Here is a 25,811-nt window from a genome sequence, read left to right on the forward strand (position 1 = left end):
CTTTACGGAGCGGACGGCCGCGCATCCAAACCCGTTCGGGGGGCGTGGTCGAAGACACAGTCGCCGCACAGTCCGCCGTCGGGGCAGCGGTAGTAGAGGCAGCAGCTGGCACGGCGCAGCCGGGGGCCGCGGACCGTACCGGCGAGGTAAGGGTGGTCGAGGAGCCCGGAGGCCAGCGCCGCGGCGCGTTCGGCGACGTCCGGGCGGCCGCGGGCGTGCGCCCAGCGGGTCAGCTCGCGCAGCGCCCCGGCGAGGGCGGAGCCCGCGTTGCCCCGGAGCAGCCGCGGCGCGATGCGGCCGTCGCGGCGCAGTGCCGCGTGCAGCGGTATCAGATGGGTCTCCAGAACGGCCGCCCGGAGTTCGTCCACGGTGGCGGGGCGGGTCGCGGATCCGTCCCACCACAGGTCGTCGGGGGAGGCCAGCGCCCCGTCCCAGTACAGCTCGGCGGGGGCGAGGTCGGGGAAGCGGCCGTGGAGCGCGGCCGGCCCGAGGGCGGTCGACCACAGCCTGGCCGCAAGCCCGAGGTGGGCGACGGAGGCCCCGACACGCCGCTCGGGGGCCCCGAGCCGGGCGGCGACCCGGTCCACGCGCGCGTGGAGGGGGCCGTCCTCCCCCGCGTACAGCAGGGCGAGCGGGCGGTGCGCCCCGCCGCTCTCCGGCGCGGAGGTCCGCAGGGCGAAGAAGCCGCCCACCGACCCGCTCTCGACGAGGTCCATCCGTGGTCCCCCCTTGGTTCTTGGTTCAGGTCCCTGGTCCAGGTCCCGGTTCAGGTCCCTGGCTTTGTTCCGACGCTCGGTTCCGTCGGTTCCGTCGGAACGGTTTCCGCTCACCGTAGTCGCCGCGCGCAGCGGCCCGGCAGGGCTCGAAAAGGACGCATTGCACCCGTTCCGACCTGCGGTGGTGTACGTCTCCGGGCGTACACGGCGGCCGCGTACTGCGTCGGCGGTATCCCCGAAGACGTCCCCTGGTACGACGACGCGATCGGCCGGTGAGGAGGATCGTGGAAGGTATGAGTCCCCTCCTGCTGTCCGTCCTCCTGGCCCTGGTCTCGGCGGTCGCCTACGCGGCCGCAGCGATCGTGCAGGAGCGGGTCGCGGCCGCCGCCGGGCCGCGTTACGCGCCGCTGCGCAGCCCCGTCTGGTGGGGGTCCGTCCTGCTCAACGGCGTCGGCGCGGCCCTGCACGTCGCGGCCCTCGCGTACGGCCCGCTCAGCGTCGTGCAGCCGCTGGGCGCGCTCACCATCGTGTTCGCGCTGCCCATGGCCGCTCTCTTCGTCGGCCGCAGGGTGGGCCGGCGGGCCTGGCGCGGCGCCCTGATGGCGACGGTGGGCCTTGCGGGCCTGCTGAGCCTGACGAGCGGCGCCGAGGCGCGGTCCCTGGGTGACGGGGACCGCTGGCTGCTCACGGTGTGCACCTTCGGGGTGGTGGGCGTCCTGTTCACGGCCGCGCACCTGGTGGGCAGGTCCGTGCTGCGCAGTGTGGTCCTCGCCGCGGCGGCGGGTGTCTCCTTCGGTATCGCCTCGGTCTTCACGAAGGCTGTGGCCGAGGTGTGGTCGCCGGGTGCGCCGCTCGCCGAATGGACCGGTCTGCTCGTGCTCTCGGCCCTCGCGGTGACCGGCCTGCTCCTCTCCCAGGCCTCGTACCGGGGCGCGGGGCTCGCCGCTCCGCTGGCGACCGTCACGGTGGTCAACCCGGTGGTCGCCGCCGCCGTGGGCCTGACCCTGTTCGGCGAGGGCTTCCGCTACGGCGCGGCGGGCACCGTCGCCGCGCTGATCTGCGGCGCGGTCGCCGCGGGCGGCCTGGTCCAGCTCACGCTGGACCGGATGACGGTGCCCGCCGGGTCGTCGACGGGGTCAGAGGGTGACGCCGCGGGCCCTGAGATAGGCCAGGGGGTCGATGTCGGACCCGTACCCGGGACCCGTCCGCACCTCGAAGTGGAGGTGCGGTCCCGAGCTGTTGCCGGTCGATCCTGAGCGCCCGATGCGCTGACCGGCGTGGACCCGCTGGCCTTCGCGGACGGTGAGCGCGGAGAGGTGGGCGTACTGGCTGTAGCGCCCGTCGTCGTGGCGGAGCACGATCTGGTAGCCGTACGCGCCGCCCCAGCCGGAGGAGACGATCCGTCCGGCGGCCACGGCCTTCACCGAGGTCCCGGTGGGCACGGGGAAGTCGACGCCGGTGTGGTAGCCGCTGGACCAGGAGGAGCCGCGGGTGCCGTAGCGGGTTCCGACGCCGGCGGCGATGGGGGCGGAGTAGCGGTCCTCCTCCACCGCGGGCGGCCGCGGTGCGGAGGGCCGGGGGGCGGGCTTGGTGGGCTTCGCCTGGGGCCTGGTGGTCGGCTTGGCGCTGGGCTTCGACTCGGGTCGTGTGGTGGGTCTCGCGGGCTTGGTGCCCGGCCTCGTCGTCGGTCCCGACTCGGGCCTGGTGGTGGGTCTCGTCACGGGGTTCGCCGCGGGCTTCGCCGCCGGGTGCGCGGCCGGCCGGGTACGGGGCAGCGGGGCCTGGGTGGCGGGCTTCGCTGGTGACGGGGTGGCCGAAGGGGACTGCGGGGCGGTGGACTTCCTCGGGGGCATCGCCTTCGGCGGAGTCGTCGCCGGTCCGGCCGCCTTCGCCCCTGCCGTCCCCTCCGCCTTCCTCGGCGCGGCGATGCGCAGCGTCAGACGCTGGCCGGGGTGGATGAGGTCGGGATCGTCGCCGACGACGGGCCGGTTAGCCGCGTACAGACGCTGCCAGCCGCCCTGGACCCGCTTTTCACCCGCGATCTTCGACAGGGAGTCGCCGGGTGTGACGGTGTACATCTCGCGAACGGTCGGCACGGCCGTCGGGCCGACGTTCCTGGTGGGCTGCTCGGGTAAGGCGCGCTGCCCCGGCAGGGAGGCGGTCCTCGGCGCGTTCGGGCCGGTCGACGCCTTCGCCGTCGTGGCGCCCGGGGTGATGTCCGGCGCGTCCCCGCCGCGGGCGAGGCCCGCGCGGGGCGCGCAGGACGGCCAGGCGCCGGGCCCCTGGCCTTTCAGGACGCGCTCGGCGATGGCGATCTGCTGGTCCTTGGAGGCGAGGTCGGCGCGCGGCGCGTAGTGCGTGCCGCCGTACCGCTCCCAGGTGGACTGGCTGAACTGGAGCCCGCCGAAGTAGCCGTTCCCCGTGTTGATACGCCAGTTGGAGCTGGACTCGCAGGCCGCGACCTTCTCCCAGACATCGAGCGAGGCGGCCTGGACCGCGCCCGCGCCGATGAGCGGCAGCGCCATTCCGGCGCCTCCCGCGGTGACGGTGAGCGAGGCACGGTTGATCCGGCTCGGCTGGTGGCGGCGGTGACGTCCGCGTACGGCCATGGGCCCCCCTAGAACACAGCAGCAGCCGCCCAAGTTAGGGGTGGCGCACGCTCCGTGACAAGGGATACGCGAAAGCTCGGGCTTCTTCCGTCACCTTCCTGTTGACGGCGGCCACCCGCCGGCGGGGCCCGGCTGGGGCTGAGGCTCCGGTTCCGGTACGGGTCCGCCGGGCTGGGGCGCCGGATTCGGAGGCACCGGGAACGGGTTCGGCGGGGGCACGGGCGGCGGAACCGGCGGGGGCACGGGCGGCGGGACGGGAGAGGGGGGCGGGCCGGGATAGGGGGGATGGGTCACGACGGGCCTCTCTGTCGACGGGTTCGTCCGTCTCCAGGGTGGCCCGGCGGACCCCGGGGCGCCCGCCGGGTCCCGTCCTTCGGGTCAGTCCCCGGTCGTGTTCACCGCAGGTCCTGGGCCGCGCCGGGATGACGCTCGGCCCACCGGTGGCGGCGTGCGGGCAGAGCGGCATGTCGGGCACGCCGTCGTTCGTCGGTATGGGCGCGGCCCTGCTGTCGGTGCGCGGGCGCCTACGCCGGCGTGGGGACCGCGTGCGGGGCGCGCGCCGTGTCGCTCCCGGGGACGGGGGCGGACGTGTCGGATCCGAGCTCGACGATGCGGTTGTCGCCGTCGACGTGCACGACGCGCGGGACGAAGGTCCGGGCCTCCGCGTCGTCGACCTGCGCGTAACTGATGAGGATCACGAGGTCGCCCGGGTGCACCAGGTGCGCGGCGGCGCCGTTGATACCGATGACCCCGGAACCGCGTTCGCCCTCGATGACATACGTCTCCAGGCGGGCCCCGTTGTCGACGTCGACGATGTGCACCAGCTCGCCGGGGAGGAGGTCGGCCGCCTCCATCAGGTCCGCGTCGACGGTGACGGAACCGACGTAGTGCAGGTCCGCCTGGGTGACGGTCGCCCGGTGGATCTTGGACTTGAACAAAGTACGCAGCACTTTGGACTCCTCGATGACGGCTCCCTGCCTGCTTTCTGCAGGTCAAGGGCGGCTTCGACTTTACACCGACACCCGCGTCCGATGTTTGTGAGGAACATCGCTCCGCTCGGGCTGGACGGCTTCCCACCTGGGCTTTCCCTTTCGACCGGCGTCTGTTGGGATGACCGCCCCGGAACGCGGCGGGGGCTCATGCTGACCAGATGCTGACTTACCTGATGAGCCATCAACGCTCGACCGCCCCGAATGTCGGCTCACTGTCTGCCGCCCGCCCGAGGCCCCTCGTCAGCGCGGAACTCGTGAGCGAGGCGGGGCCAAGGCGCCGACGCCGGCCCGCCCGGGCCGAGGCCAAGGTCACGCGCCCCTGCGCACTTGCGTGCGCCGCTCCTCCCATCGGATTCGCGCTCACGCTCGCCGAGCACATGCTGGGCAGCCGCTTCCCCGACCACTCGGTGACGATCGTCCCCGCCGACACGTCGTCGCGCGGGTTGGGCCCTCACCAGCAGGGACAAGGGCGAGAAGGTGAAGTACCGCTATCGTCCCCAGTACTTCGCGAAGGTCTGGCGGCCGGGCGAGCCGTCCCTCGCCATCCCCCTCTCCTGCAAGGGCAACCACAGCGACTCCGCCACCTCCGCCGAGCAGCTGGCCTCCGCCTCGGCCCACGCCGAAGCGGTCCACCTCGGCGCGTGGAACGAGACGCCCGGCCTGCTGTTCAGCACACAGCTCCCGACGGACGGCGGCACGATGACCGTCCACGCCCTCCAGGCACCCGGCAGCGGAGGTCGGCTGTCCCCGGCGGAAGGCCGTGAGCCGAACCTGAGCGCCCCACCGTTCCAGGCGAACGTCATGCCGGACATCCACCCGCCGACCGAGGGCCTGGTGGCACCAGAACCCGTACGGGGCTGCCACGTGCAGCCGAAGGACTACGCCTGGTTCCAGGAGTCCCTGGCACACACCACGGCGGCGGGCCTCATGGCCTTCACCGGCTCCGGCCACGCCACCGCCAGCCACCTGACCGATCGGCAGGGCCGCAAACGCTCCACAGGGGTCGAGCACGCGGCCAGCATGGGCATCCAGGACGCCACCCACACCCTCTTCGGCAACGAGTATGTCGGCACCGACCACGTCTTCCGCCTCAACGGCCCCCGCGTCGAGGCGTTCTCCGGCGTGGACGCGGAGGTCTTCCGTCTGCTCACCCCGGGCGACGTCGCGGAGTACCGCGCCCTCGTCCACGCGAGCCGCCACGTCCGCCCCCGCCTCACCTTCGACAAGGATGGGGGCGGCCCCGTCTCCGTCCACTCCGACCGCTCGGTCCTCGCCCCGCGGCTCCTGCCGGGGCAGGACGAGGAACCGCCTCCGGGCTCCCCGCGCTGACCTCGGAAGGCTGCAGGGACCGGCTCATCTCAGAGCCGGTCCCTGCCGCAGGACCACGTACACGCCGGCTCAGAGCGAGGCCTCGACTCCGAGGCTTCCGGCGCCGATGGCTCCCCTCAGCACCTGGGCGATCTCCTCGGGCTTGAGGTCGATGCCGTCGAGCCCCTCCAAGGTCAGCGGGACCTCCTCCAGCGCATACTCGCCGCGGCCCTCGGCGCTGAACTCGGGGCCGGTGCGGTCGTCGAAGGACCAGGTCACGATGCGGGCGAGGTAGAAAAGCTGGCGCTCGTCGTCGGCCTCCATCGTGTGGAGGAGGCGGACGATGTCGGCCTTTCCCGCGATCTCCTCATGGATCTCCCGGTGGAGGGCGGCCTCCCGGGACTCGTCACCGGGCTCGACGCCGCCGCCGGGCAGGACCCAGTACTCGGGGATGCCAGGTTTGGTTCGGCGGATGACCAGCATCGTGTCGCCGGCGGTGACGAGGACGGCGCGGACTCGTTCGATCATTTCGGTTCGTCTCCTTGCTTGTTGACAGTCTCAGTGGAACAGCCGGCCGCCGTCGACGTGGACGGACTGCCCCATGATGAACGAGGCGGAGGGGCCCACGAGGAACGCCACCAGGGCCGCGACGTCCCCGGGCCGGCCAGACGCGGGACGCACTGGCGCTTGATCTGGTCCTCCGGCCGCGCACGGTGCCGGGCGGGGAGGGCGGTCGGTTCATCAGCCGCAGGAGGTGTCCCCTAGAAGGTCTGCTGAGCGGCGCCCGCGAGACCGGCCGACGCGCCCGGCAGCGCGTCGAGCAGGCCGACGGCCGCGACGGCGGCGAGGAGGACCGTCGCAGAACGCTTCGCGCCCGGGGGACGAGGGTGCGGTTCGTGGTCATGCCCGGCGTCCTTGGGGCCGCCGGTGTCTTGCCGCCAGGTCAGGCAGGCACCGGGCGCCGGGTGCGGCGGGTGACCGCCGGGCGAGTCCGCGGCGCCGGCGTGCTCGGTCCGGACGGAGGTCAGGGGCGGGGCGATGCCTTCGATCTCGCCGAACCGCTGTTCGTTTCCGGCGGTGTGGGGTGGCCCCACTGGGATCTGCCGCATTCTCCGCCGATGAGATGCGGACGCCGTCCCCTCCGGGCAGAGTGGGGAAGGACCTGTTCGTACCGAGGTGGTCCCCTGTGGTCCCGCGTGCTGGAGACGGGACGGAGTGATGCGAGGATTGTCGTGACGTCGGAGTGATCGATGTTCCGCAGACGGCCGGCCGACAACAGCGAGGACCTTCTGGTCCGGCTCGGGTCGCTGACCGCCAGGGCGCGGGAGTTGGCCGAGACGCAGCGTTCCCGTGTCGAGCTCGCCGTGGCCCTGCAGCGCGGCATGCTGCCCTCGGACCTGCCCAGTTCTCCGGGCGCCCGGCTGGCCGTCCGCTATGAGCCCGCCAACCACGGGCTCAACGTCGGCGGTGACTGGTACGACGCCTTCTCCCTGCCCGGCGGGCAGATCGGCATGTCCATCGGTGACGTGCAGGGGCACAACATCGAGGCCGCCGCCTTCATGGGACAGGTCCGCGTGGCACTGCGCGCGCTGGCCTCTGTCACCGGAGACCCGGGAGAGCTGCTCGGTCGCACCAACGACCTGCTGATCGCTCTGGGCGCCGACCTCTTCGCCACCTGCACCTTCCTGCGGCTCGACCCCGCTGCCGGCACCCTGGAGTGCGCCCGGGCCGGTCACATCCCCCACATCTGGGCCACCACCGACGGCCGCTCCGGCATCGACGACAGCGAGGGCGGGCCTCCGCTCGGTGTGCTCCCCGGCGTCGACTACCCGGCCACGCGCCACCGGCTCACCGCCGACGGTGTCTTCGTCCTCCTGACCGACGGTGTGGTGGAGGGGCCCTCGCTCCACGTCGACGAGGGTCTGGACCGGGTGACGCGGCTCGCCGGGATCGCCGCCGTCGCCGGGCTGGACGTCGACGCGCTCGCCACCGCCGTCATGAAGCTGGCGGCCACGGTGGGGCACGAGGACGACGCGGCCGTCCTGGTCGTCGGCCATGACGGCGGTCCGGCCCGATCGGCGGCCGAGGAGTGAGGGGAGGGGGCTCGCCTCGGGACCGGTAGGTCCTCGGACCGGCCCGTCCCGTGCCGTACGGCGGCGCCCGACACGCAGGGGTCCTTGCCCGGTCGTGGCTGCCCGGCCGGTGTCTGATGGCTGACGTGTTGGACACTCGGCAGTTCCGGCCCTCTACGGAGGCGGCTCTGATGTCGCTGGCCGTGGCGGTTTGCTACTACGCGGCCGGACGACTCGGCCTGATGGGCCGCCTCGTCGTCGAAGGCGTGGTGGTCACCCCCACCTGGCCTCCCACCGGCGTCGCCGTCGCCGCCCTGCTGCTGCTCGGCGCGCGGGTCTGGCCCGGGATCGCCCTCGGCTCCTTCCTCGTCATCGCCTCCCTCACCACTCCGGGGCCCACCACAGTGGCCACCGTGGTGAGCAACACCGTCGCGCCGCTCTGCGCCTTCCTGCTGCTGCGGCGGTCCGGCTTCCGGCGCGACATGGCGCGGTTGCGGGACGGACTCTCCCTGGTCTTCCTCGGCGGGTTCAGCGCCATGATGATCAGCGCGACCGCGGGGGTCGGACTACAGGTGGCGAAGGGCTCCCTGGACAAGAGCGAGTTCTGGCCCGTCTGGCTGGCCTGGTGGGTGGGCGACACGATGGGGGTGCTGCTCGTCGCCCCGCTCCTGCTCGTCCTCGCGGAGCCCGCCGGACGGTTCCGGGTACGGCGCTGGAAGGAGGCGACCTTTCTGGGGCTGACGACCCTGGTCCTCATGCCCATGGCCGTGCTCAGCCCGATGAGCATGCTGTTCCTCGTCTTCCCCCTGCTGATCTGGGCAGCGCTCCGCTTCCAACTCGCCGGAAGCATGCTGTGCGCGCTCTTCGCCTCCGTGCTCACCACCTTCGAGGCGACCTCCGGGCGGGGCGCGTTCCTCCACCTGACGGACGTCGAGATCATGGCCAAGCTCCAGGCGTTCAACGGTTCCGCCGCCCTGACCGCCCTGCTTCTCGCCTCCGTCATCACCGAGCAGCGTGCGACCCGCCGGTCGGTGCGCCGCGCCTGCCAGGAGCTGGCGGAGGTTCTGGAGCACCTCGCGGCGGGCGAGCCCTCACCAGGTCCACCCGGCACCGCCGAGAGCCGGGCAGCCACACCCGGCGGGCACCGGAATCCGTGATCCCCGCGCCGGAGCCGGCGCAGGGATCAGGAGCCGCGCAACGACTGCAAGGCAGGGGAACTGTCCGGCGCCGACAAGCTGGTGCGTGATGGCGTCGGAGATGCACGGTCCCGAGCCGGCGGCCAGCTCCGTGAGCGTCCGGCGGGACACGTCGAGCTGGGCCGTGGTCCGGAGCTGACCCTCGTCCCAGCGGCGGCCGCCTGTTGTCGGCCGGCCTCCCGGGCGGCAGCGAGGGCTTCACGGAAAGGTCCGGCGCCGAGGTCTATGCAAATCCTGTTGCCCCGTCAATCATGTCTGCATGTACCTGCAGCCCGCTGGGCGGGCCTCAGTCTCCTGGAGGCGTGGGATGCACCAACGACTGTCCGTAGGCCTGTCCGCCGCGGCCCTGGCCCTGCTCACCACCGTCGCCGCCGCCGATGTCGCCACGGCCGCCCCGGCCGACAAGCCCCAGGTGCTGTCCAGTTGGACGCAGACCAGCGCGTCGAGCTACAACCTCTGGGCCGCCGCCCGAGCCAACCAGGGCGCCTGGTCCGCCTACGCCTTCGACTGGTCCACCGACTACTGCTCCACCTCGCCGGACAACCCCCTCGGCTTCCCGTTCTCGATGTCGTGCGCCCGACACGACTTCGGCTACCGCAACCACAAGGCCGCCGGCACCTTCAGCGCCAGCAAGTCCCGCCTGGACAGCGCCCTGTACGAGGACCTCAAGCGCGTGTGCCTCAACTACAGCGGTGCCACGAGGACGACGTGCAACAGCACGGCGTGGACCTACTACCAGGCGGTCAAGGCCTTCGGCTGATCGACCCGTGAGGACCCGGAGCGGGCGGGGCACACCACGGGCCGACGGGGCGCCCGTCTCACACGTCGCCGGCCAGGACGCGGTTGACCAGGGTGGTGAGTTCGGCCGGGGTCGCGGCGCCGGCGAACTCCTCCTCGTCGATGGTCACCCCGAACTCCCGTTCCAGCCTGCTCAGCGTCTCCAGCATGGCCAGGGAGTCGTAGCCGAGCGCGGCGAACTCGACCTCCTCGGGGCGCCGGTCGGTCTCGATCGCGCCACCGTCGCCGGCGCACTCGCGCATGATCTCCATCAGCCTGTCGGTCGTCAGCCGGTCCATGATCGTCACGTCTCCTGTCGGGAGTGGGGTTCGGATGGGGTCAGCGCGGGGCCGTGACGACGAGGGCCGAGTTGAACCCTCCCTGTCCCCGGGCGAGGATCAGTGCCGTCGTGAGCGGGGCTCGACGCGGGGTCGTCACGAGGTCGAGGGTGTGGTCCGGCAGCGGTCGCGGGACGTGGACGGTCGGGGGGATGACGCCCTCGCGCAGTGCCAGGAGCGCCGTGGCCACGTCGACGGCGGGGCCCCCGGCGCCCATGCGGCCGGTCATGGTCTTGGGCGCGGTGACCGGGACCCCGTGGGGGCCGAAGAGGGTGCGCAGCGCGGCGGCCTCGACGGCGTCCTCCTCGGGGGTGCCCGCCGCGTCCGCGAAGACCACGTCGATCTCCTCGGGTCCCAGCTCCGCGTCGTCGAGGGCGGCCCGGACGGCCCGTGCGAGGTTCGGGGGGCGTCCCGAGCGGGGCGGGGGGTCGAAGGCGGTCGCGTAGCCCGCCATGCGCCCGTGCCGGTGGCGGGCGCCGCGTGCCCGCGCGGACTCCTCTCCCTCCAGGACGAACAGGGCGCCGCCCTCCCCGGGCACGTAGCCGGCGGCCTCGGCCGCGAACGGCCGGTACGCGAGGGCGGGATCGGTCTCCCGGCTCATCCTGCGGGTGGAGAGCTGGGACACCCAGCCCCACGGGCAGGGAGATCCGTCCACGGCTCCGGCGAGCACCATCGGCTGCCCCCGGCGGAGCTGCCTGCGGGCCTGCCCGAGGGCGTCGAGGCCGCCCGCCTGCTCGGTGACCAGGGCTCCGGCGGGGCCGCGCAGCCCGTGCCGGATGGAGACCTGGCCGGTGTTGACGGCGTAGAACCAGGCGAAGGACTGGTAGGCGCTGACGTACTCGGGTCCCCGGTCCCAGAGGTTCTGCAACTCCCTGTGGCCGAATGCGAAGCCACCCGCCGTGGCCGCGGTGACGACGCCCATCCCGTACTCCGGAAGCAGCGCGGGGTCGAACCCGGCGTCCGCGAGGGCCCAGTCGGAGGCCACCAGGGCCATTCGGGTCATGTGGTCGGTCTGGGGCAGGAGCCGGCTGGGCAGGTGCTCCTCCGGGACGAAGTCCGCGACCTCGCCGGCGAGCCGGCTGGGGTAGCCCTCGGCGTCGAACCGGGTGACGGGGCCGATCGCCGAGGCGCCCTCCAGGGAGTTCTTCCAGTGCTCGTCGTGGCCCAGGCCGGTGGGGGCCAGCAGCCCCATCCCCGTGATCACCGTGTCCGTGTTCACGCCGCCGCCCGGCCCTGCGCACCGGGCCCGGACAGGACCATGGCGCTCTGGAAGCCCCCGAATCCGCTGCCGACCGTGAGGACGTTGTCGACGGGGAGGGAACGCGCCTCCAGGGGCACGTAGTCCAGGTCGCACTCGGGATCCGGCTCGCGCAGATTGGCGGTGGGCGGGACCGTGTCGTGGCGGATGGCAAGGACGCAGGCGGCGATCTCCAGGGAGCCGATGGCGCCCAGCGAGTGCCCGATCATCGACTTGATGCTGCTGACGGGGGCGCGGTACGCGTGCTCCCCGAGGCTCGCCTTGAAGGCGGCGGTCTCGTGGCGGTCGTTCTGCCTGGTGCCCGAGCCGTGCGCGTTGACGTAGTCGATGGCGGACGGCTCCGTACGGGCGGTGGCGAGCGCGACCCTGATCGCCTCCGCCATCTCCCGCCCGTCGGGCCGCAGCCCGGTCATGTGGAAGGCGTTGCAGCGGGAGGCGAATCCGGTGATCTCGGCGTAGACCTCGGCGCCCCGGCGGCGGGCGTGCTCCCGCTCCTCCAGGACGAAGACGGCGGCCCCCTCACCGAGCACGAAGCCCCGGCGGGTGCGGTCGAAGGGACGGGACGCCTCGGACGGCCGGTCGTTGTCGGGGCTCGTGGCTCTGATCGCGTCGAAACAGGCCACGGTGATGGGCGAGATGGGTGCCTCGGTGGCCCCTGCCACCATCACGTCGGCCGTGCCCTCCGCGATGAGATCGGCGGCCCGGCCCACCGCGTCGAGGCCCGAGGTGCACCCGGTCGACACCAGGGAGACCGGCCCTTCCGCCGCGATGCGGTCGTGCGCGACCTCGGCGGCGATGGAGCTGGGCACGAAGTAGTCGAAGAGGTGCGGGACCGCGTAGGCGTGGTCGACGAGCCATCGGCTGCCGCTGTCGCTGACGACGGCGTACTCGTTCTCCAGGCTCGTGGTGCAGCCGACGGCGCTGCCGATGACCACCCCGATCCGGGAACCGTCCAGGACCTCGCGGTCGATGCCGCTGTCGTCGATCCCCTCCCGTGCGGCGACCACCGCGAATTGCGTGGCCCGGTCCATCCGGCGAATCTGCCGGGGCGTGAGACCCTCCGCCGCGGCGTCGAAGTCGCATTCCGCGGCCATTCGGGAGCGATAGGGCGCGGGGTCGAAAGAGGTGATGATGCGGGTCGCGGTGCGGCCCGCGGTCAGAAGGTCCCAGAACGGTTTCACGCCGATTGCGCCGGGAGCCACGATTCCGATTCCCGTGATGACCACGCGCCGATTCGCCGGTGTATTCATCCGCGTCCTCCTTCACCGTTTCCCGTAGCTCTGTCCCATACGGCGCGGTGCTTTGTGTCACCTACGTCGGAGGTTTCCATGGGGCGAGCGTGCGCGAAATGGCTCGCAGTCGGCTCAATGGCGATTGGAGGGGCGCGGAGACGCTTGACAGGGGCAGCGGAAGCGTGTCGAAGGGGCCGGCCGGGAGCGCCGCCGAGACGTCCCTCCGTTTGAGTCCCGCTGGAGGAACGCTGGAGCCGGGAGGCCGGGCGGGGTGCCCGGGGGGCTCGGACCGGCCGGTCCGTCCGGTCCGCCCGCGCGGTCGAGGGGGCGCCGGGCATCGGTGGGCGGCGACGGGGAGGGCGTCGGACCCCGCCGTACGTGGCGGGAAGAGGTGCCCTCGCGCATGGACCCCCGGCATGGGCCGAAAACCGCAGCCCGCCAGTTGACGCCTGTCGAATACGAGCCGGGCGGGTGGCGGGGACGGGATCGAATCTTCGCCAGTCCTCGATGAACGTGACTTTACGGGAACTTTTCCCGGACCATGATCCAGGATCCGGCAAAGTAGACATTCCGCCCGCTCTTCAGTGATTCCTCGGTGATTCCTCGGCGCTTCTCGAACCCCTGATCCGTCATTGACCAGCCGATTTCAAGGACCTAACGTGAAGTCGGGGTGGACGACAGCGGCGAGGGGCGCGCACGGCGACGACAGGCCGTGCGCGACTCCACGGAAACGGAGGAAACATCTTGGAGTTCCGACTTTTGGGTCCCGTCGAAATCCTCTGGGGTGGCCGGAACATCATGCCGACCGCGCCCAAGCCGCGTCAGGTCATATCCCTGCTCATGCTGCGGCACAACACCGTGGTCCAGGCGTCCGAGCTGATCGACGAGTTATGGCCCGAGCTACCGCCCCCGAGCGCGGTGACCACCCTCCAGACGTACATCTACAAGTTCCGCAAGCTCCTCCTGAAGCAGGGGCTCGGGAACCTGCTCCAGACCCAGCCGGGGGGCTACACCCTCACCATTCCGTCGTCAAGCCTGGACGTGAACCTGTTCGAAAGCCGGGCGGAGAAAGGCCAGGAACTCCTCCAGCAGGGCGATACCGAGGGGGCTGTGGCCTGCTTCGAGGAGGCCCTGGCCATGTGGCGCGGCCCCGCGCTCGCCGACGTCGAGACCGGGGGACGGCTCTTCTCGTACACCACCCGGCTGGAGGAGCTGCGCTTCCGCATCCTCGAACTGCGCATCGAGGCGGACCTGGAGAACGGACGGCACCGCGAACTCATCAGCGAACTCAAGGCGTTGGTGCTGGCCCACCCGCTGCACGAACACCTCCACGGTCTCCTGATGGTGGCCCTGCACAGGTCCGGCCGGCGGCACGAGGCACTGGAGGTCTACCAGAGCCTGCGGCAGAAGATGATCGATGAGCTCGGCCTCGAACCCGGCAAGGAACTGGCCCGTCTGCAGCACACCCTGCTGTCCGACTCCCCCGCCGAACCCCGGGAGCCCCCGCGACGGCCGACGCCCCGGTCACCCGCGCCGGCGGTCCCCGCTGCCCCGAACCTCACCACTCCCGTGCCCACGGACGCCCCGGTGGCAGGGGCACCGGCGCCCCTCGCTCCCCCACCGTCCGGCCTCCCGCCCGAGTCCCGCGCCCCGGCCCCTCCACCGCCGCCCGCAGCGCGCCTTCCCGCGGCCGTCACCGGTGCCCGCGCCGCTCAGGTCCCCGTCCAGCCGTCCCCGCCGTCCGTCGTGCGGGAGTCGATCGGATCGCCGGCCCAGCTCCCGGCCGGACTCGCGGGGTTCGTCGGCCGCGGCGAGGTCCTCAGGGAGCTGGAGGCCGCGCTGTGCGGGCCCGGCGAGCCCGCGGCCGACGGCACGGCGGCCCACATCGGGGTCGTGACCGGTCCCCCGGGCGTCGGCAAGAGCGCGGTGGCCGTCCACCTGGCGCACACGCTCCGCCCGCACTTCCCCGACGGACAGCTCTACGCGGACCTGCGCGGCTCCTCCGCCGAGCCGCGCGACCCCTCCGAGGTGCTCCGCGGCTTCCTGCGGGCCCTGGAAGTCCCTCACGCGCGCATCCCGGAGGGGGTGGAGGAGTGCGGGGCGCTGTTCCGGTCCCGTACGGCCGGGTGCCGGGTGCTGGTGTTCCTGGACGACGTGGCGTCCTCGGCTCAGATCCGGCACCTGCTGCCCGCCGACCCGCGCTGCGCGCTGCTCGTCACCGGCCGTCGGCGGATGACCGCCCTGGTGGAGGCCGAACGCGTCGAGCTGGGCGCGCCCTCCCCCGAGGAGGCCCTGGAGATCCTCGCCGTCCTGGCCGGCCGGCAGCGGGTGGCGCGGGAACCGGAGGCCGCGCACAGGATCGTCGAACTGCTCGGTCGGCACCCCCTGGCCCTGCGGTGCGTGGGCGGGCGGCTCGCGGCCGGGCCGGGGCTCTCGCTGTCGACGCTCGCCGACCGGCTGGAGGCCACGCCGCGGATCCTCGACGTGGCCCGGCTCGGGGAGCTGGACGTGCGCTCGCGGTTCGCGGCCAGTTACGCGGGCCTCGGCCACCAGGAGCAGGGGGTCTTCCGGCTGCTCGGCATGCTGGGCGAGTCCCCCTTCACCGCTTCGCAGGCGGCCGAACTGCTGGGCCGGCCGGTGCGGGAGCTGGAGTCCGTGCTGGAGGTCCTCGCCGACAACCACCTGCTGGCCACGGACCGTTGTGCCGACGGTATCGGCCGCTACGTCTTCGACCGGCTGACCCGGGCGTACGCCAGGGAGTGCCTGGAGGAGACGCTCGCCGCGCCGGCCGCGTCCGAGGAGGTGGGGGTCGGCTGAGGCGGGTCCCGCGCCGGCGGTCAGCCGGTGTCGAGACGTTCTCGACGGGCCGCTGCCAGGCTCCCCGGCACGCGTCCGCGGCTGTCGGACGGACACGACGAGCAGAGGGGTGGCCTTGCCCATGCCGAGCGGGGAGCAGCAGGAGTTCGACGTCGTCGGCGGAGCCGGCCCGGGCCGCCGGGAGGAGCCCGGCCCCGAGGTGACCTTCGTCAACAGGTTCACCGTCCACGGGGCGCCCGAGGAGTTCGAGGAGGTCTTCGCCCGGACGTCCGCGTTCATGGCGCGGCAGCCCGGTTTCGTCCGGCACAGTCTGCTGCGGGAGGTGGACGACCCGGCCGGCTATGTGAACCTCGCCGTGTGGACGGACCGGGTCTCGTTCCGGCGGGCGGTGGGAGACCCGGGGTTCGCTCCCCACGCCGCCGCCCTGCGGGCCCTGAGCCGGAGCGAGAACGGGCTGTTCACGGCCTGCCTGTCGGTGGCGGCGGCCGGGGCGCACGAGGCCTGAGCCGCCCGCCGGGGACGGCGAGCGGCCGGTCAGGGCGGGTCAGGACAGGGCCGTGAGGACCTCGCGGAGGGCCTCGACGACCTTGTCCTGCTCTTCCGGGGCGAGTGAGGGGTACATGGGCAGGGAGAAGATCTCACGGGCCAGCCGCTCGGTGACGGGCAGGGAGCCTTCCCGGTAGCCGAGGTGCGCGAAGCCGGTCATCGTGTGGATCGGCCAGGGGTAGCTGATGTTCAGCTCGATGTCCCGCTCCCGCAGCGCCTCGATGATCGCGTCCCGGTGCGGGTGGCGCACCACGTACACGTAGTGGACGTGGTCGTTGCCCGGCGCGGTCTCCGGGAGGACGAGACCGGTGTCGCCGAGCCCCTCGGCGTACCGCCGGGCGATCTCCCTGCGGGCCGTCACGTAGGTGTCGAGCCGGCGGAGCTTGCGGCGCAGGATCTCGGCCTGCACCTCGTCGAGGCGGCTGTTGTGGGCGGGCAGGCCTGTGACGTAGTACCGCTCCTCCATGCCGTAGTAGCGCAGTCGGCGCAGCCTGCGGTCCACCTCGTCGTCGGAGGTGAGGACCGCGCCGCCGTCACCGTAGGCGCCGAGGACCTTGGTCGGGTAGAAGGAGAACGCGGCGGCCGTGCCCATGGTCCCGGCCGGGCGGTCGTGGTGGCGGGCTCCGTGGGCCTGGGCGCAGTCCTCCAGTACGGCCAGGCCGTGGCGGGCGGCGAGCTCCTCCAGGGGGGCCATGTCGACGCACTGGCCGTAGAGGTGCACCGGGAGGAGACAGCGGGTGCGGGGGGTGATGGCGGCCTCGACCTGCGAGACGTCCATGAGGTAGTCCTCGCGCACGTCGACGAAGACCGGGGTCGCACCGGTGCCGACGACGGCGACGACGGTCGGGGCGGCGGTGTTGGAGACGGTGATCACCTCGTCCCCGGGTCCCACTCCGAGGGCTTCCAGGCCGAGTTTGACGGCGTTGGTGCCGTTGTCCACGCCGACGCAGTGCCGGGCCCCGTGCCGGGCGGCGAACTCCTCCTCGAACGACCGGACGCTCTCGGCGAGGACCAGCCGGCCGGAGCCGAAGACACTGTCCACCGCGTCGAGGATCTCCTCACGCTCTGCGGCGTACTCGTCCAGATATCCCCATACACGAATGGTCACAGGCATTCTCCATTTCCGCTCGGATGGACATGCATTTCAGCGGACAGCCCTCGCATCCAGCTCGATTGCACCTTGACTCGGGATTCCCGTCCTTGTGGCTCCCGATATCACCTGGATAGCATCGCGGCCATGAAGGGAATCATTCTTGCCGGGGGTTCGGGAAGTCGTTTGCACCCCATCACGCTGGCCGTTTCCAAGCAGCTCTTACCGGTCGGCGACAAACCGATGATCTACTATCCGCTCTCGGTGCTGATGCTGGCGGACATCAGGGACATCCTCATCATCACCACTCCCCATGACCTCCCGCAGTTCCGGCGCCTGCTCGGTGACGGCAGCCAGCTGGGGCTCCGCATCGACTACGCGGAGCAGCCCAAGCCGAACGGGATCGCGGAGGCGTTCGTCATCGGCGCCGACCACATCGGGGACGATTCCGTGGCACTGGTGCTGGGCGACAACATTTTCCACGGACATTCCTTCTCCGAGGTGCTCCGGAAGGAGCGGGAGAATCTGGACGGATGTCTGCTCTTCGGCTACGAGGTCCACGATCCCGAGCGGTACGGGGTCGGCGAGACCGATGACAACGGAATTCTGGTGTCCATCGAGGAGAAGCCGGACCGGCCCCGTTCGAACCGCGCGATCACCGGCCTCTACTTCTACGACAACGACGTGGTCGCGCGGGCCGCGGCACTGCGCCCCTCCCCACGCGGCGAGCTGGAGATCACCGATCTGAACCGCATGTACATGGAGCGCGGGCGGGCCCGGCTGCGGGAGCTCGGCCGGGGCTTCGCCTGGCTGGACACCGGGACTCCCGAGTCGCTCCTCCAGGCGGCCCAGTACGTGCGGACGCTGGAGGAGCGGCAGGGGGTGCGGATCGCCTGCGTCGAGGAGGTGGCGCTCCGGCGGGGCTTCATCGGCCCCGAGCAGTGCCACCGGCTGGGGGCCCGGCTGGGGAACTCGGAGTACGGCCGCTACGTGATGGCCATCGCCGGCGAGTACCCGTCCTCCGTATGAGGGTGCCCGGGTGTCTCAGGGACGGCGTGCGACGAAGAGGCCCCGCGCCGTCCACTCCGGCCGGACGTACTCCGCCGGGCACCCGGCGTCGGCGAAGGCGGACAGGTACTCGTCCAGGGTGAACAGGGTGAGGAGGTCGACCTCGGTGAACTCCCTGATGCCGCCGGCCTCACCCACCACGAACCGGACCTCCATCCGCGTGGTCCGGCCCTCGCGGGTGGAGTGCGAGATCCGGGCGACCGTCCGGTGCTCGTCGCTCGCCAGGTCACCGGCCACGTAGCCGTCGAGGAACCGTTCGGGGAACCACCAGGGTTCGACGACGAGCACCCCTCCGGGCCCCAGGTGCCGGGCCATGGCGGCGACCGCCGCCCGCATGTCCGGCACCGTCCGCAGGTAGCCGATGGCGGTGAACAGGCACACCACGGCGTCGAAGGACCGCCCGAGGTCGAAGACCCGCATGTCGCCCTGGTGCAGTGGCACCGCGGGGAGCCGGGCGGCCGCGCGCTCCAGCATGGCCGAGGACAGTTCGAGCCCCTCCGTGTGGGCGAAGAGACCGTCGAACGCCTCCAGATGGGCGCCGGTGCCGCACGCCACGTCCAGCAGCGAGTCCGCGGCGGGCAGTCGGTTCCTGATCAGGCGGGTGACGTCGGCGGCCTCGGCCGACCAGTCCTTGCCGCGGGCGCGGTAGACCAGCTCGTAGACGTCCGCCAGCTCGTGGCCGAACATCGGCCTCCTTCGGGTAGGGGTGCGGGGGGGACCGGGTGCGGGCGGGTTCACTCCTCGACGAGGGCGACCGCGCGGGTCCAGCCGGCCCCGGCGCCGGCGATCTTCACCGGGAGGCAGGAGACCTGGAATCCGTACGGTCCGGGGAGTGACTCCAGGTTGGCCAGCCGCTCTATCTGGCAGTACTCGCGGTCCCTGCCGATCATGTGCGCGGGCCACAGCACGTCGCGGTCCCCGGTGGCCCGGTAGCGGGCGATGATGTCGCCGAAGGGGGCGTCCAGACTGAACGCGTCCGTGCCGATGACCCGGACGCCGAGGTCGAGGAGCAGGTGGACGGCGGGGCCGTCGAGACCGGGGAAGTCGGTGAAGTACCTCGCGGTCCCCCGATGGCGCTGGGCCCCCGTGTGCAGCAGGACGATGTCCATCGGGCTCGGGGTGCGGCCGACGCGGGCGAACTCCTTCTCCAGCCGGTCCGCGCCGATGACACCGGAGGGCGCGTCGGTGAGGTCCAGCACCATGCCGGGGCGCAGGAACCAGTCCAGCGGCAGCTGGTCGACGTGCCGGGGCACGCCGTCGCCGTAGCCCGCCCTCGACCCGTAGTGGGAGGGCGCGTCGACGTGGGTGCCGGTGTGGGTGGTGAGCGTGAGGCGGTCGAGGGAGAGGAACTCGCCGTCGGGCAGCTCGTCCGGGTCGAAGGAGACGCCGAAGTGGGTGCGCATCTCCTCGCTCATGTGCAGGGCGCCCTCGCGGGGGGTCAGGACGTGGTGCTCCACGGGATCGGGTTCCCAGAGCGCCGCGTCCACCGCCGAGGACAGGTCGATGAGCCTCACGGCGCACCTCCAGGGGATCGGGGCCGGGTTCAGGGTCGGCATCCTCCCGGCCGGGGCCGGAGCGACGGTGGAGCCGGGCTGGAGTCCGGGGCCCGCCGGGCACGAGTCCGGTTCCAAGGGGGCGCGCGAGCATCGACGGCAGCGGCCCGCGACCGGCGGGCGAGGAGGGAGATCCGTGAGGGAGACCGTCAGTCCGGCGTACGCGTCGCTGTACGCCGACATCCAGCGGTTCCACGCCCGGCAGATGCGGCTGCTGGACTCGGGCGACGCCGAGGGGTGGGCCGCCACCTTCACCGAGGACGGCCTGTTCGCACCGCCGTCGCTGCCCGAGCCGGTCCGCGGGCGGGCCGCCCTGGCGGCCGGGGTCCGTTCGGCGCACGCGGAGCTCGCCGCCGCCGGCGAGGTGCGCCGGCACCTGCTGACCACGGCCTCGGTGGAGGAGCCCGACCCGGACGGTTCGGTGCGGGTCCACTCGTACGTACAGGTGGTGGCGACCCGGCGGGACGAGGCGCCGCGCCTGCTCCTGATGTGCGTGTGCGAGGACGTCCTGGTCGTGGAGGACGGCGAGTGGCGGGTGCGCGAACGGTATGTGAGCCGCGACGACCGGCCCTGAGCGGCAGGCGCCAGGCGGGCGAGCCCGGTGGGACGTCGTGGTGACGTCCCACCGGGCTCGGACGTGCCGCGTGCTTCCCGTCAGCGGAGGCTGTCGGCCGAGACGACCGCGGGTTTGGGGAAGGGGAGGATGAACCGGCCCCCGGCCCGCAGGAAGTCCGCCTCCTTGCGGAGGATCTCGTCCGCGTAGTTCCACGCCAGCATCAGGTAGACGTCGGGCGGGTCGCTACGGGCGTGGTCGGGGCTGCGCACCGGGATGTGCGTGCCGGGCAGCACCTTGCCCTGTTTGAGCGAGGTGGTGTCGGTGCAGTAGGCCACCTCGTCGGACCCGAGGCCGCAGACGTTGAGGATCGTGGTGCCCTTGGCCGAGGCCCCGTAGCCCGCGATCCGCTTCCCCTCCGCGCGCAGGCGGTGGACCAGGGCGGGAAGCTCCTCGCAGACGTTCCGGACGCCCCGGGCGAACTCCCGGTAGGCGGCGTCGGAGCCGAGCCCGGCCTGTTCCTCCGCCGCCATCAGCGCGCCGACCTCGTCGGTGACGGCACGTCCGGCCTCGGGCCTGCCCACGAGAACCAGGAGGGAGCCGCCGTGGACCGGAAGCCGTTCCACGTCGAAGAGGCTCAGTCCGTGCCGGGTGAAGAGGGTGTCCAGGGTGCGCAGGAGGAAGTACGACAGGTGCTCGTGGTAGATGGTGTCGAAGGCGTACTTCTCCAGCAGGTCCACCCCGTAGGGGACTTCGACGACGAACACCCCGTCGGGGGCGAGCAGCGCGCGCACCCCGGCGAGCACTCCGGCGAGGTCGTCGATGTGGGCGAAGACGTGGCGGCCGAGGATGAGGCGCGCGGGACCGTGGGACCGGCGCACGGCCCGGGCGGTGGCGTCGGTGAAGAACTCGGGCAGGGTGGGGATGCCGCGCTCGTGGGCGACGGCCGCCAGGTTGCGGGCGGGGTCCACGCCGAGCACGCGGGACCCGTCCCGGGCGAAGACGGCCAGCTGCTGGCCGGTGTTGCTGCCCAGTTCCACGACCAGGTCACCGGCGGCGAGCCGGGCGCGCTCCCGGCAGGTGGTCGCGACGAACTCCATGTGACGGGTGATGGTCTCCGAGTCGGAGGTGACGTAGCTGTACGTCCGGTACATCACCTCCGGGTCGACGACATGGGTGACGCTCATCAGCCGGCAGGAGCGGCAGGAGATCACGCCGAGCGGGTAGGAGGCCTCGTCCTCGTAGGAGGCGGCCGGCTCCAGGAACGCGTTGGCCAGCGGCACCTCGCCGAGGGCGACCACGTCCTGCCAGTCCGAGCCGCCGCACACCCGGCAGCTGGTGACGGGCCGTACGTTCTGGGCGTTCATGCCCGGTCCTTCCTCTCCGTGGCCGGCGCCGGTGCGTCCGGCATCAGCAGGCTCTGCAGGCAGGCCACCAGGCTGCGGGCCTGGATGTTCAGGTAATGGCTGTGCCGTAGCAGCTCGACGAGCTGGTGGACGGTCATCCACCGGTGGTCGGGATCGTCGGGCGGGACGTCGAGGTCGGTGTCGACGATCAGATAGCGGTTGCGCGCGTGGTGGAAGCGTCCGCCCTCCTCCGAGAGGACGGAGTGGAAGCGGACCCGTGCGGGGTCCGCTCCCTCCACCGCGTCGAGGTAGCGCGGGCGCGCGCTCCTCGGCAGGTGCTCGTAGGAGGCGGGGGTGCACTGGACCGTGGGCGCCAGTTCCACCACGTCCATGTAACCCGCCTCGACCCGGGCGTTCATCAGGACGTGCAGGACCCCGTCGAAGGTCCGGGTGAGGAAGGCGACGACACCGGTGCCGTGCGGTTCGATCATCGGCTGGGACCAGTGGGCGACCTCCCGGCCGCCGGCCTCCACGCGGACGCCGATGACGTCGAAGAAGGCGCCGGAGGCATGCGAGATGCGTTCCGGGGTGCGGTGCCAGCCGGGCAGCCCGGCCAGCGGGACGCGACGGGCGTGGACCTCGGTGCGGGTGCGGGCCTCGGTGATCCAGCTGAGGATGGCGCCCACCGGGTGCCGGGCCCCGGCGGAGGGGTCGCAGGAGCGGAAGAGTGCCTCCCGGAAGGGGTCGGCGGGCGGGCCGAGTTCCCGGGCGAGCTCGGCGTGGGCGAAGGGGAGGCAGGACAGGACCGTGCGGGCGTCCATGTTGACCACGTCGTCCTCGGCGAGGAGCCGGTGGAGCTGGCCGATGGTGAGCCAGTGGAAGCCCTCGTGGACCTCCACCTCCCCGTCGGCCTCGACGACCATGTTCCGGTTCCGTTTGTGATGGAAGGCGGAGCCCTGTTCCGACTGCCGCACGTCGACGAGCGGGCTCCGGGCGCCGGGCTTGCGGAACCAGTCGAGGTAGGGCACGGGGCGGCCGCCGTGGACTCCGGTGTAGTTGCTCCGGGTCGCCTGGACGGTCGGGGAGATCTGCACGCCGTTGGCGTTGCCGGGTTCGACCTTGGCCTGCATCAGGCAGTGCAGGATCCCGTCGAACTCCTTGACCAGGATGCCGAGGACCCCGACCTCGGGCTGGTTGATGATGGGCTGGCTCCACGCCGGGACCGGCCCGGCCGGCATCCGCACGTCCAGGCCCTCCACCGTGAAGAAGCCCCCGGTGTGGTGGCGCAGGTTGCCGGTGCCGGGCTCGGTCTCCCAGCCGGCGAGCGCGTCCAGCGGGACCCGTTCCACCCGGGTGAAGGTCCGCGCGGTCGCCTCGGCGTACCAGGCGTGGAACGCCGCGTGCGGGGCGCGACCCCCGTCGCGGGCGCGCGCGGAGGCGGCGACGCGCAACGGGGTGGCGGCGTCGCGCGGGCGGCTCGCCGTGCGCGTGATGGCTGCGGTCATGGCTGCTCCACTGGGTGGTCCGCGCGGGACGCGTCCCACATGTCCTTGATCGATTCGGGCAGGTCCACGGCCGGGCGCCATCCCAGCGACCGGGCCGCGCGGCCGATGTCGACGCGGGTCCAGTCGCCGCCCCGGGAGTCGACGGGCGCGGTGCGGAGCCGGACCGCGCCCGGTGGGCGTCCGGCCGCGGCGACGAGCAGGTCGAGCAGGTGGGCCACCGGTACGGCTTCACCGCGACCCACGTTGATCACCTGCCCGGCGACGGGGGCGGTCGCGGCCGAGAGGACGGCGGAGGCCAGGTCCCGCACGTCCAGGAAGTCCCGGCGGGCGTCGGCGACGGTCAGCTCGGCCGGCCGTTCGAGGGTGGCGGCGTGCAGTCGCCGGAGGGCGGCGCCGAGGAAACCGACCTCGGCCCCCGGGCCGCAGAGGTTGACGACACGCAGCACCACACCGTCCACGAGGCCCGCGCGGGTGGCGCGGAGCACGGCCTCGGCTCCGGCGAGTTTGCTGCGCCCGTAGGCGGAGACGGGGCGGGGCGGGCGGGTCTCCTCGGCGGCGGTGCCGGCCGGCAGAGGGCCGTACTCGTGGACGGAACCGATCTGCACCAGGCGGATCCTGCCCGGCAGCCGGGCCAGCGCGGCGAGCAGGTTCTCCACGAGGCGGACGTGGACGCGTTCGTTCTCCGTCTCGCCGGTGACCCAGCCGCCGGTCGCGTTGACCACGGTGTCCACGCGGGCCGCGGCCAGCAGGCCGGCGAGTTCGCCGGGGTCGGCGGCGGCCGCGTCCAGAGCGAGGAAGCGATGGTCGCTCGCGTACGGAGGCCGGTGGCGCGCCGCTTCGAGGACGGGGGTGCCCGCCGCGGTGAACGCTGCGGTCACCGCACGGCCCACGCAGCCCGTCGCGCCGAACACGGCGACGCCGGGCCGCCGCCCGGCGGTCACCGGGTCCGGCCGCCGCACAGCGCCCGTTCGACCTCCAGGCACGTGCGGTAGTCCGGGAGGGTGCCGGACTTCTCCGCCGTCTCCAGGGTGGGGGCGGCCAGGTCCCTTTCCGACATCACCGGTTCGATGTTCGCCGGCAGGGACAGTTCGAGCACCGGGTCGAAGACGGACAGGGCCAGTTCGTTCCGGGGCGCGTACTCCCCGGAGAGCATGTACGACATCACCGTCCGGTCCTCCAGTGCCACGAAGGCGTGCGCGACCCCGACGGGGAAGTAGACGGCCCGGAAGTCCTCCTGGTCGAGCAGGACGGTCTCGGAACGGCCGTAGGTGGGCGAGCCGACCCGGACGTCGATGACGATGTCCAGCGCCCGGCCGCGCGCGCAGTAGACGTACTTGGCGATGCCCGGCGGCGTCAGGGTGTAGTGGGCGCCCCGGATCGTGCCGCGCCGGGAGACGCTGTGGTTGGTCTGGGCCACGGGGAACAGCGGGTGTCCCAGAGCCTGTCGGGCGGCCGTCTCCTGGAACGGGGAGACGAAGAGCCCCCGTTCGTCGGTGAAGACCTTCGGCTGGAACTCGAACGCGCCGTCCACGGCGAGCTGTCGCGACTGCATGACACCGTCCTCGGTTGCTTGGGGTGGTGCCGGCCTGGCCGGCGGTGGTCCGCGGTCAGAGGACGCGGACTTCGGGGACGTACACGATCCAGCGCCCGCCGGACTCTCGGAACAGCCGTTCCTTCGCCATGATCTCCTCGGCGTGATTCCAGGCGAACAGGACCGCGTAGTCCGGGTAGGGGTGGGTGAGCGCCTCGGTGGGGCGGACCGGGATGTGCGAACCCGGCATGAGCTTCCCGTGCTTGGCCGGGGTCACGTCGCACACCCACTCGATCGACTCGGGGCCGATGCCGCAGAAGTTGGTCACGGTGGCGCTCTTGGCCGTGGCTCCGTAGCCGACGACCCGCTTGCCGTCGGCCCGCAGCTCCCGCAGCAGGGTCGTCAGTTCGGTGCGGACGCGTTCGATCCCGGTGGCGAAGGCGTCGAAGACCTCAGGGGTCCCGATCCCCCTGCGGTCCTCCTCGGCGATCAGCTCGGCCACGGCCGCGCTCGGCGCGGCCCGGCCCGCCCGCTTCACGGTGTAGCGGACCTCGCCGCCGTGCACCGGCAGTCGTTCGACGTCGACGACCTCGAAGCCGAAGCGGGCGGCGGCGGCGCTGACCGAGCGCACGGTGAAGAAGTAGAAGTGCTCGTCGTAGATCTGGTCGAAGGAGGTCCGCTCCAGGATGTCGCCGAGGTAGGGGTCCTCGAAGACGAAGGCGCCGTCCGGTGCCAACAGGGTGTCGAGGCCTCGGAAGACGGAGTCGAGGTAGGGGATGTGGCAGATGGTGTTGGCCGAGTAGACCAGGTCGGCCGGTCCGTCGGCGGCGGCGATGTCCGCCGCCGTCGACTCCTCGAAGAACTCGTTGAGGACCCGGACCCCCTGCTGGCGGGCGAGTTCGGCGACACCGCCCGAGGGCTCGACGCCCAGGTGCCGGATGCCCTCCTTGGCCAGGGCCCGCAGCATCACCCCGTCGTTGCAGCCGATCTCCACCACGAAGGGGTCGGGGCCGCGCAGGTGTTCGCGGGAGAGCCGGCCCGCGGTCCGCTCGAAGTGGCGTCGCATGTGGACGGAGCCGGACGAGTGATAGGGATACGCCTCGTGGAACATACGGTCCCGGGCGACCTCCTCCAGGAGCTGGGTCATGCCGCAGGACTCGCAGCTGCCCACGGCGAGCGGGTAGAAGTACTCGTCGTCGACGCGGCCGGGGTCCACGAACGCGTCGGAGAGTGGCTGGAGTCCGAAGTCGAAGAACGGACGGACGGATCCTCCACAGACACGGCACATGGGGCCTTCCTCGGGT

Annotated in this window: 26 protein-coding genes; 9 read left to right on the top strand and 17 right to left on the bottom strand. The window is 72.4% G+C overall.

Translation table 11 applies throughout. From position 1 onward, the window contains the following. Nucleotides 1–2: 2 nt before the first annotated feature. On the bottom strand, nt 3–716 hold the full coding sequence (locus ACFWV2_RS06495; protein ID WP_384402560.1) for a (2Fe-2S)-binding protein: 714 nt from the start codon (nt 714–716) through the stop codon (nt 3–5). 293 nt (nt 717–1,009) lie between these two features. Here ACFWV2_RS06495 and ACFWV2_RS06500 point away from each other — a divergent pair, with 293 nt between their 5' ends. Beyond that, complete coding sequence (locus ACFWV2_RS06500; protein ID WP_384402563.1) at nt 1,010–1,972, top strand: DMT family transporter; 963 nt, start codon at nt 1,010–1,012, stop codon at nt 1,970–1,972. Here the strand turns inward: ACFWV2_RS06500 and ACFWV2_RS06505 are convergent. Both ACFWV2_RS06505 and panD read right to left on the bottom strand, forming a co-directional pair. Beyond that, entirely contained in the window at nt 1,853–3,325 is a 1,473-nt protein-coding gene (locus tag ACFWV2_RS06505) for a transglycosylase family protein (protein ID WP_384402566.1), read from the bottom strand. The two genes, ACFWV2_RS06500 and ACFWV2_RS06505, sit on opposite strands and share 120 nt — an antisense overlap. A 524-nt stretch (nt 3,326–3,849) precedes the next feature. Beyond that, complete coding sequence (panD, locus tag ACFWV2_RS06510) at nt 3,850–4,275, bottom strand: aspartate 1-decarboxylase (protein WP_384402569.1); 426 nt, start codon at nt 4,273–4,275, stop codon at nt 3,850–3,852. A gap of 519 nt (nt 4,276–4,794) precedes the next feature. Here panD and ACFWV2_RS06515 point away from each other — a divergent pair. Next, nucleotides 4,795–5,646: a hypothetical protein gene (locus tag ACFWV2_RS06515; RefSeq protein WP_384402571.1), complete on the top strand. Its 852-nt coding sequence runs from the start codon at nt 4,795–4,797 to the stop codon at nt 5,644–5,646. Nucleotides 5,647–5,715: 69 nt separating this feature from the next. On the opposite strand, the gene ACFWV2_RS06520 is transcribed toward ACFWV2_RS06515, so the two are convergent. The 3 genes from ACFWV2_RS06520 to ACFWV2_RS06530 all read right to left on the bottom strand — a co-directional run bounded on the left by ACFWV2_RS06520 (nt 5,716) and on the right by ACFWV2_RS06530 (nt 6,719). After that, a complete protein-coding gene (locus ACFWV2_RS06520) occupies nt 5,716–6,153 on the bottom strand; it encodes an NUDIX domain-containing protein (RefSeq protein ID WP_384402574.1) in 438 nt (145 codons plus the stop codon). 30 nt (nt 6,154–6,183) lie between these two features. Further along, complete coding sequence (locus tag ACFWV2_RS06525; RefSeq protein ID WP_384402577.1) at nt 6,184–6,306, bottom strand: SDR family oxidoreductase; 123 nt, start codon at nt 6,304–6,306, stop codon at nt 6,184–6,186. Nucleotides 6,307–6,386: 80 nt separating this feature from the next. After that, a complete protein-coding gene (locus tag ACFWV2_RS06530) occupies nt 6,387–6,719 on the bottom strand; it encodes a hypothetical protein (protein WP_384402580.1) in 333 nt (110 codons plus the stop codon). Nucleotides 6,720–6,875: 156 nt separating this feature from the next. Here ACFWV2_RS06530 and ACFWV2_RS06535 point away from each other — a divergent pair, with 156 nt between their 5' ends. The 3 genes from ACFWV2_RS06535 (at nt 6,876) to ACFWV2_RS06545 (ending at nt 9,653) form a co-directional block, all read left to right on the top strand. Then, a complete protein-coding gene (locus ACFWV2_RS06535; protein WP_384402583.1) occupies nt 6,876–7,718 on the top strand; it encodes a PP2C family protein-serine/threonine phosphatase in 843 nt (280 codons plus the stop codon). A gap of 116 nt (nt 7,719–7,834) precedes the next feature. After that, on the top strand, nt 7,835–8,854 hold the full coding sequence (locus ACFWV2_RS06540) for an MASE1 domain-containing protein (protein WP_384402586.1): 1,020 nt from the start codon (nt 7,835–7,837) through the stop codon (nt 8,852–8,854). Between the two features lie 346 nt (nt 8,855–9,200). Continuing rightward, nucleotides 9,201–9,653: a phospholipase gene (locus ACFWV2_RS06545; protein WP_384402589.1), complete on the top strand. Its 453-nt coding sequence runs from the start codon at nt 9,201–9,203 to the stop codon at nt 9,651–9,653. Between the two features lie 58 nt (nt 9,654–9,711). Here the strand turns inward: ACFWV2_RS06545 and ACFWV2_RS06550 are convergent, their stop codons facing one another. Genes ACFWV2_RS06550 through ACFWV2_RS06560 form a run of 3 tightly spaced genes read right to left on the bottom strand, consistent with a single transcriptional unit; the run spans nt 9,712 to nt 12,516 of the window. Next, nucleotides 9,712–9,969, bottom strand: a complete 258-nt coding sequence (locus tag ACFWV2_RS06550) for an acyl carrier protein (protein WP_384403259.1) — start codon at nt 9,967–9,969, stop codon at nt 9,712–9,714. 40 nt (nt 9,970–10,009) lie between these two features. Continuing rightward, nucleotides 10,010–11,227, bottom strand: a complete 1,218-nt coding sequence (locus ACFWV2_RS06555) for a ketosynthase chain-length factor (RefSeq protein WP_384402592.1) — start codon at nt 11,225–11,227, stop codon at nt 10,010–10,012. Continuing rightward, nucleotides 11,224–12,516: a beta-ketoacyl-[acyl-carrier-protein] synthase family protein gene (locus ACFWV2_RS06560; protein ID WP_384402595.1), complete on the bottom strand. Its 1,293-nt coding sequence runs from the start codon at nt 12,514–12,516 to the stop codon at nt 11,224–11,226. The genes ACFWV2_RS06555 and ACFWV2_RS06560 overlap by 4 nt, the downstream gene beginning before the upstream one ends. A 780-nt stretch (nt 12,517–13,296) precedes the next feature. Between ACFWV2_RS06560 and ACFWV2_RS06565 the strand changes: the two genes are divergently transcribed. Both ACFWV2_RS06565 and ACFWV2_RS06570 read left to right on the top strand, forming a co-directional pair. Beyond that, nucleotides 13,297–15,315, top strand: a complete 2,019-nt coding sequence (locus ACFWV2_RS06565) for a BTAD domain-containing putative transcriptional regulator (protein WP_384402598.1) — start codon at nt 13,297–13,299, stop codon at nt 15,313–15,315. A 121-nt stretch (nt 15,316–15,436) separates the two neighbouring features. Further along, nucleotides 15,437–15,820, top strand: a complete 384-nt coding sequence (locus ACFWV2_RS06570; protein WP_384403262.1) for an antibiotic biosynthesis monooxygenase family protein — start codon at nt 15,437–15,439, stop codon at nt 15,818–15,820. Between the two features lie 39 nt (nt 15,821–15,859). Here ACFWV2_RS06570 and ACFWV2_RS06575 read toward each other — a convergent pair whose 3' ends face one another. After that, complete coding sequence (locus tag ACFWV2_RS06575; protein ID WP_384402601.1) at nt 15,860–16,969, bottom strand: DegT/DnrJ/EryC1/StrS family aminotransferase; 1,110 nt, start codon at nt 16,967–16,969, stop codon at nt 15,860–15,862. 129 nt (nt 16,970–17,098) lie between these two features. Between ACFWV2_RS06575 and rfbA the strand changes: the two genes are divergently transcribed. Then, nucleotides 17,099–17,980: a glucose-1-phosphate thymidylyltransferase RfbA gene (rfbA, locus tag ACFWV2_RS06580; RefSeq protein WP_384402604.1), complete on the top strand. Its 882-nt coding sequence runs from the start codon at nt 17,099–17,101 to the stop codon at nt 17,978–17,980. 15 nt (nt 17,981–17,995) lie between these two features. Here the strand turns inward: rfbA and ACFWV2_RS06585 are convergent, their stop codons facing one another. Further along, nucleotides 17,996–18,706: a class I SAM-dependent methyltransferase gene (locus tag ACFWV2_RS06585; protein ID WP_384402607.1), complete on the bottom strand. Its 711-nt coding sequence runs from the start codon at nt 18,704–18,706 to the stop codon at nt 17,996–17,998. 47 nt (nt 18,707–18,753) lie between these two features. Then, nucleotides 18,754–19,533 (bottom strand): cyclase family protein, encoded by a 780-nt coding sequence (locus tag ACFWV2_RS06590; RefSeq protein ID WP_384402610.1) that lies wholly within the window; start codon nt 19,531–19,533, stop codon nt 18,754–18,756. Nucleotides 19,534–19,708: 175 nt separating this feature from the next. Here ACFWV2_RS06590 and ACFWV2_RS06595 point away from each other — a divergent pair, with 175 nt between their 5' ends. Then, the gene (locus ACFWV2_RS06595; protein WP_384402613.1) at nt 19,709–20,146 is read left to right on the top strand and encodes a nuclear transport factor 2 family protein; all 438 of its coding nucleotides are present in this window, start codon (nt 19,709–19,711) and stop codon (nt 20,144–20,146) included. Between the two features lie 80 nt (nt 20,147–20,226). Here the strand turns inward: ACFWV2_RS06595 and ACFWV2_RS06600 are convergent, their stop codons facing one another. The 5 genes from ACFWV2_RS06600 to ACFWV2_RS06620 are packed head-to-tail and all read right to left on the bottom strand — an operon-like array spanning nt 20,227 to nt 25,795. Next, complete coding sequence (locus ACFWV2_RS06600) at nt 20,227–21,492, bottom strand: methyltransferase domain-containing protein (protein ID WP_384402616.1); 1,266 nt, start codon at nt 21,490–21,492, stop codon at nt 20,227–20,229. Continuing rightward, entirely contained in the window at nt 21,489–22,976 is a 1,488-nt protein-coding gene (locus ACFWV2_RS06605; protein ID WP_384402619.1) for an NDP-hexose 2,3-dehydratase family protein, read from the bottom strand. The genes ACFWV2_RS06600 and ACFWV2_RS06605 overlap by 4 nt, the downstream gene beginning before the upstream one ends. After that, nucleotides 22,973–23,854 carry an NAD-dependent epimerase/dehydratase family protein gene (locus ACFWV2_RS06610; protein ID WP_384402622.1) on the bottom strand — a complete coding sequence of 294 codons (882 nt, stop codon included), beginning with the start codon at nt 23,852–23,854 and terminating at the stop codon, nt 22,973–22,975. Before ACFWV2_RS06610 ends, ACFWV2_RS06605 begins: the two co-directional genes overlap by 4 nt. 59 nt (nt 23,855–23,913) lie before the next feature. After that, nucleotides 23,914–24,528 carry a dTDP-4-dehydrorhamnose 3,5-epimerase family protein gene (locus ACFWV2_RS06615; RefSeq protein WP_384402625.1) on the bottom strand — a complete coding sequence of 205 codons (615 nt, stop codon included), beginning with the start codon at nt 24,526–24,528 and terminating at the stop codon, nt 23,914–23,916. 55 nt (nt 24,529–24,583) lie between these two features. Then, the gene (locus ACFWV2_RS06620; protein ID WP_384402628.1) at nt 24,584–25,795 is read right to left on the bottom strand and encodes a methyltransferase domain-containing protein; all 1,212 of its coding nucleotides are present in this window, start codon (nt 25,793–25,795) and stop codon (nt 24,584–24,586) included. Between the last annotated feature and the right edge of the window lie 16 nt (nt 25,796–25,811).

The sequence above is a fragment of the Streptomyces sp. NPDC058671 genome (assembly GCF_042716475.1).
In the GTDB taxonomy this organism is placed as follows: Bacteria; Actinomycetota; Actinomycetes; order Streptomycetales; family Streptomycetaceae; genus Streptomyces.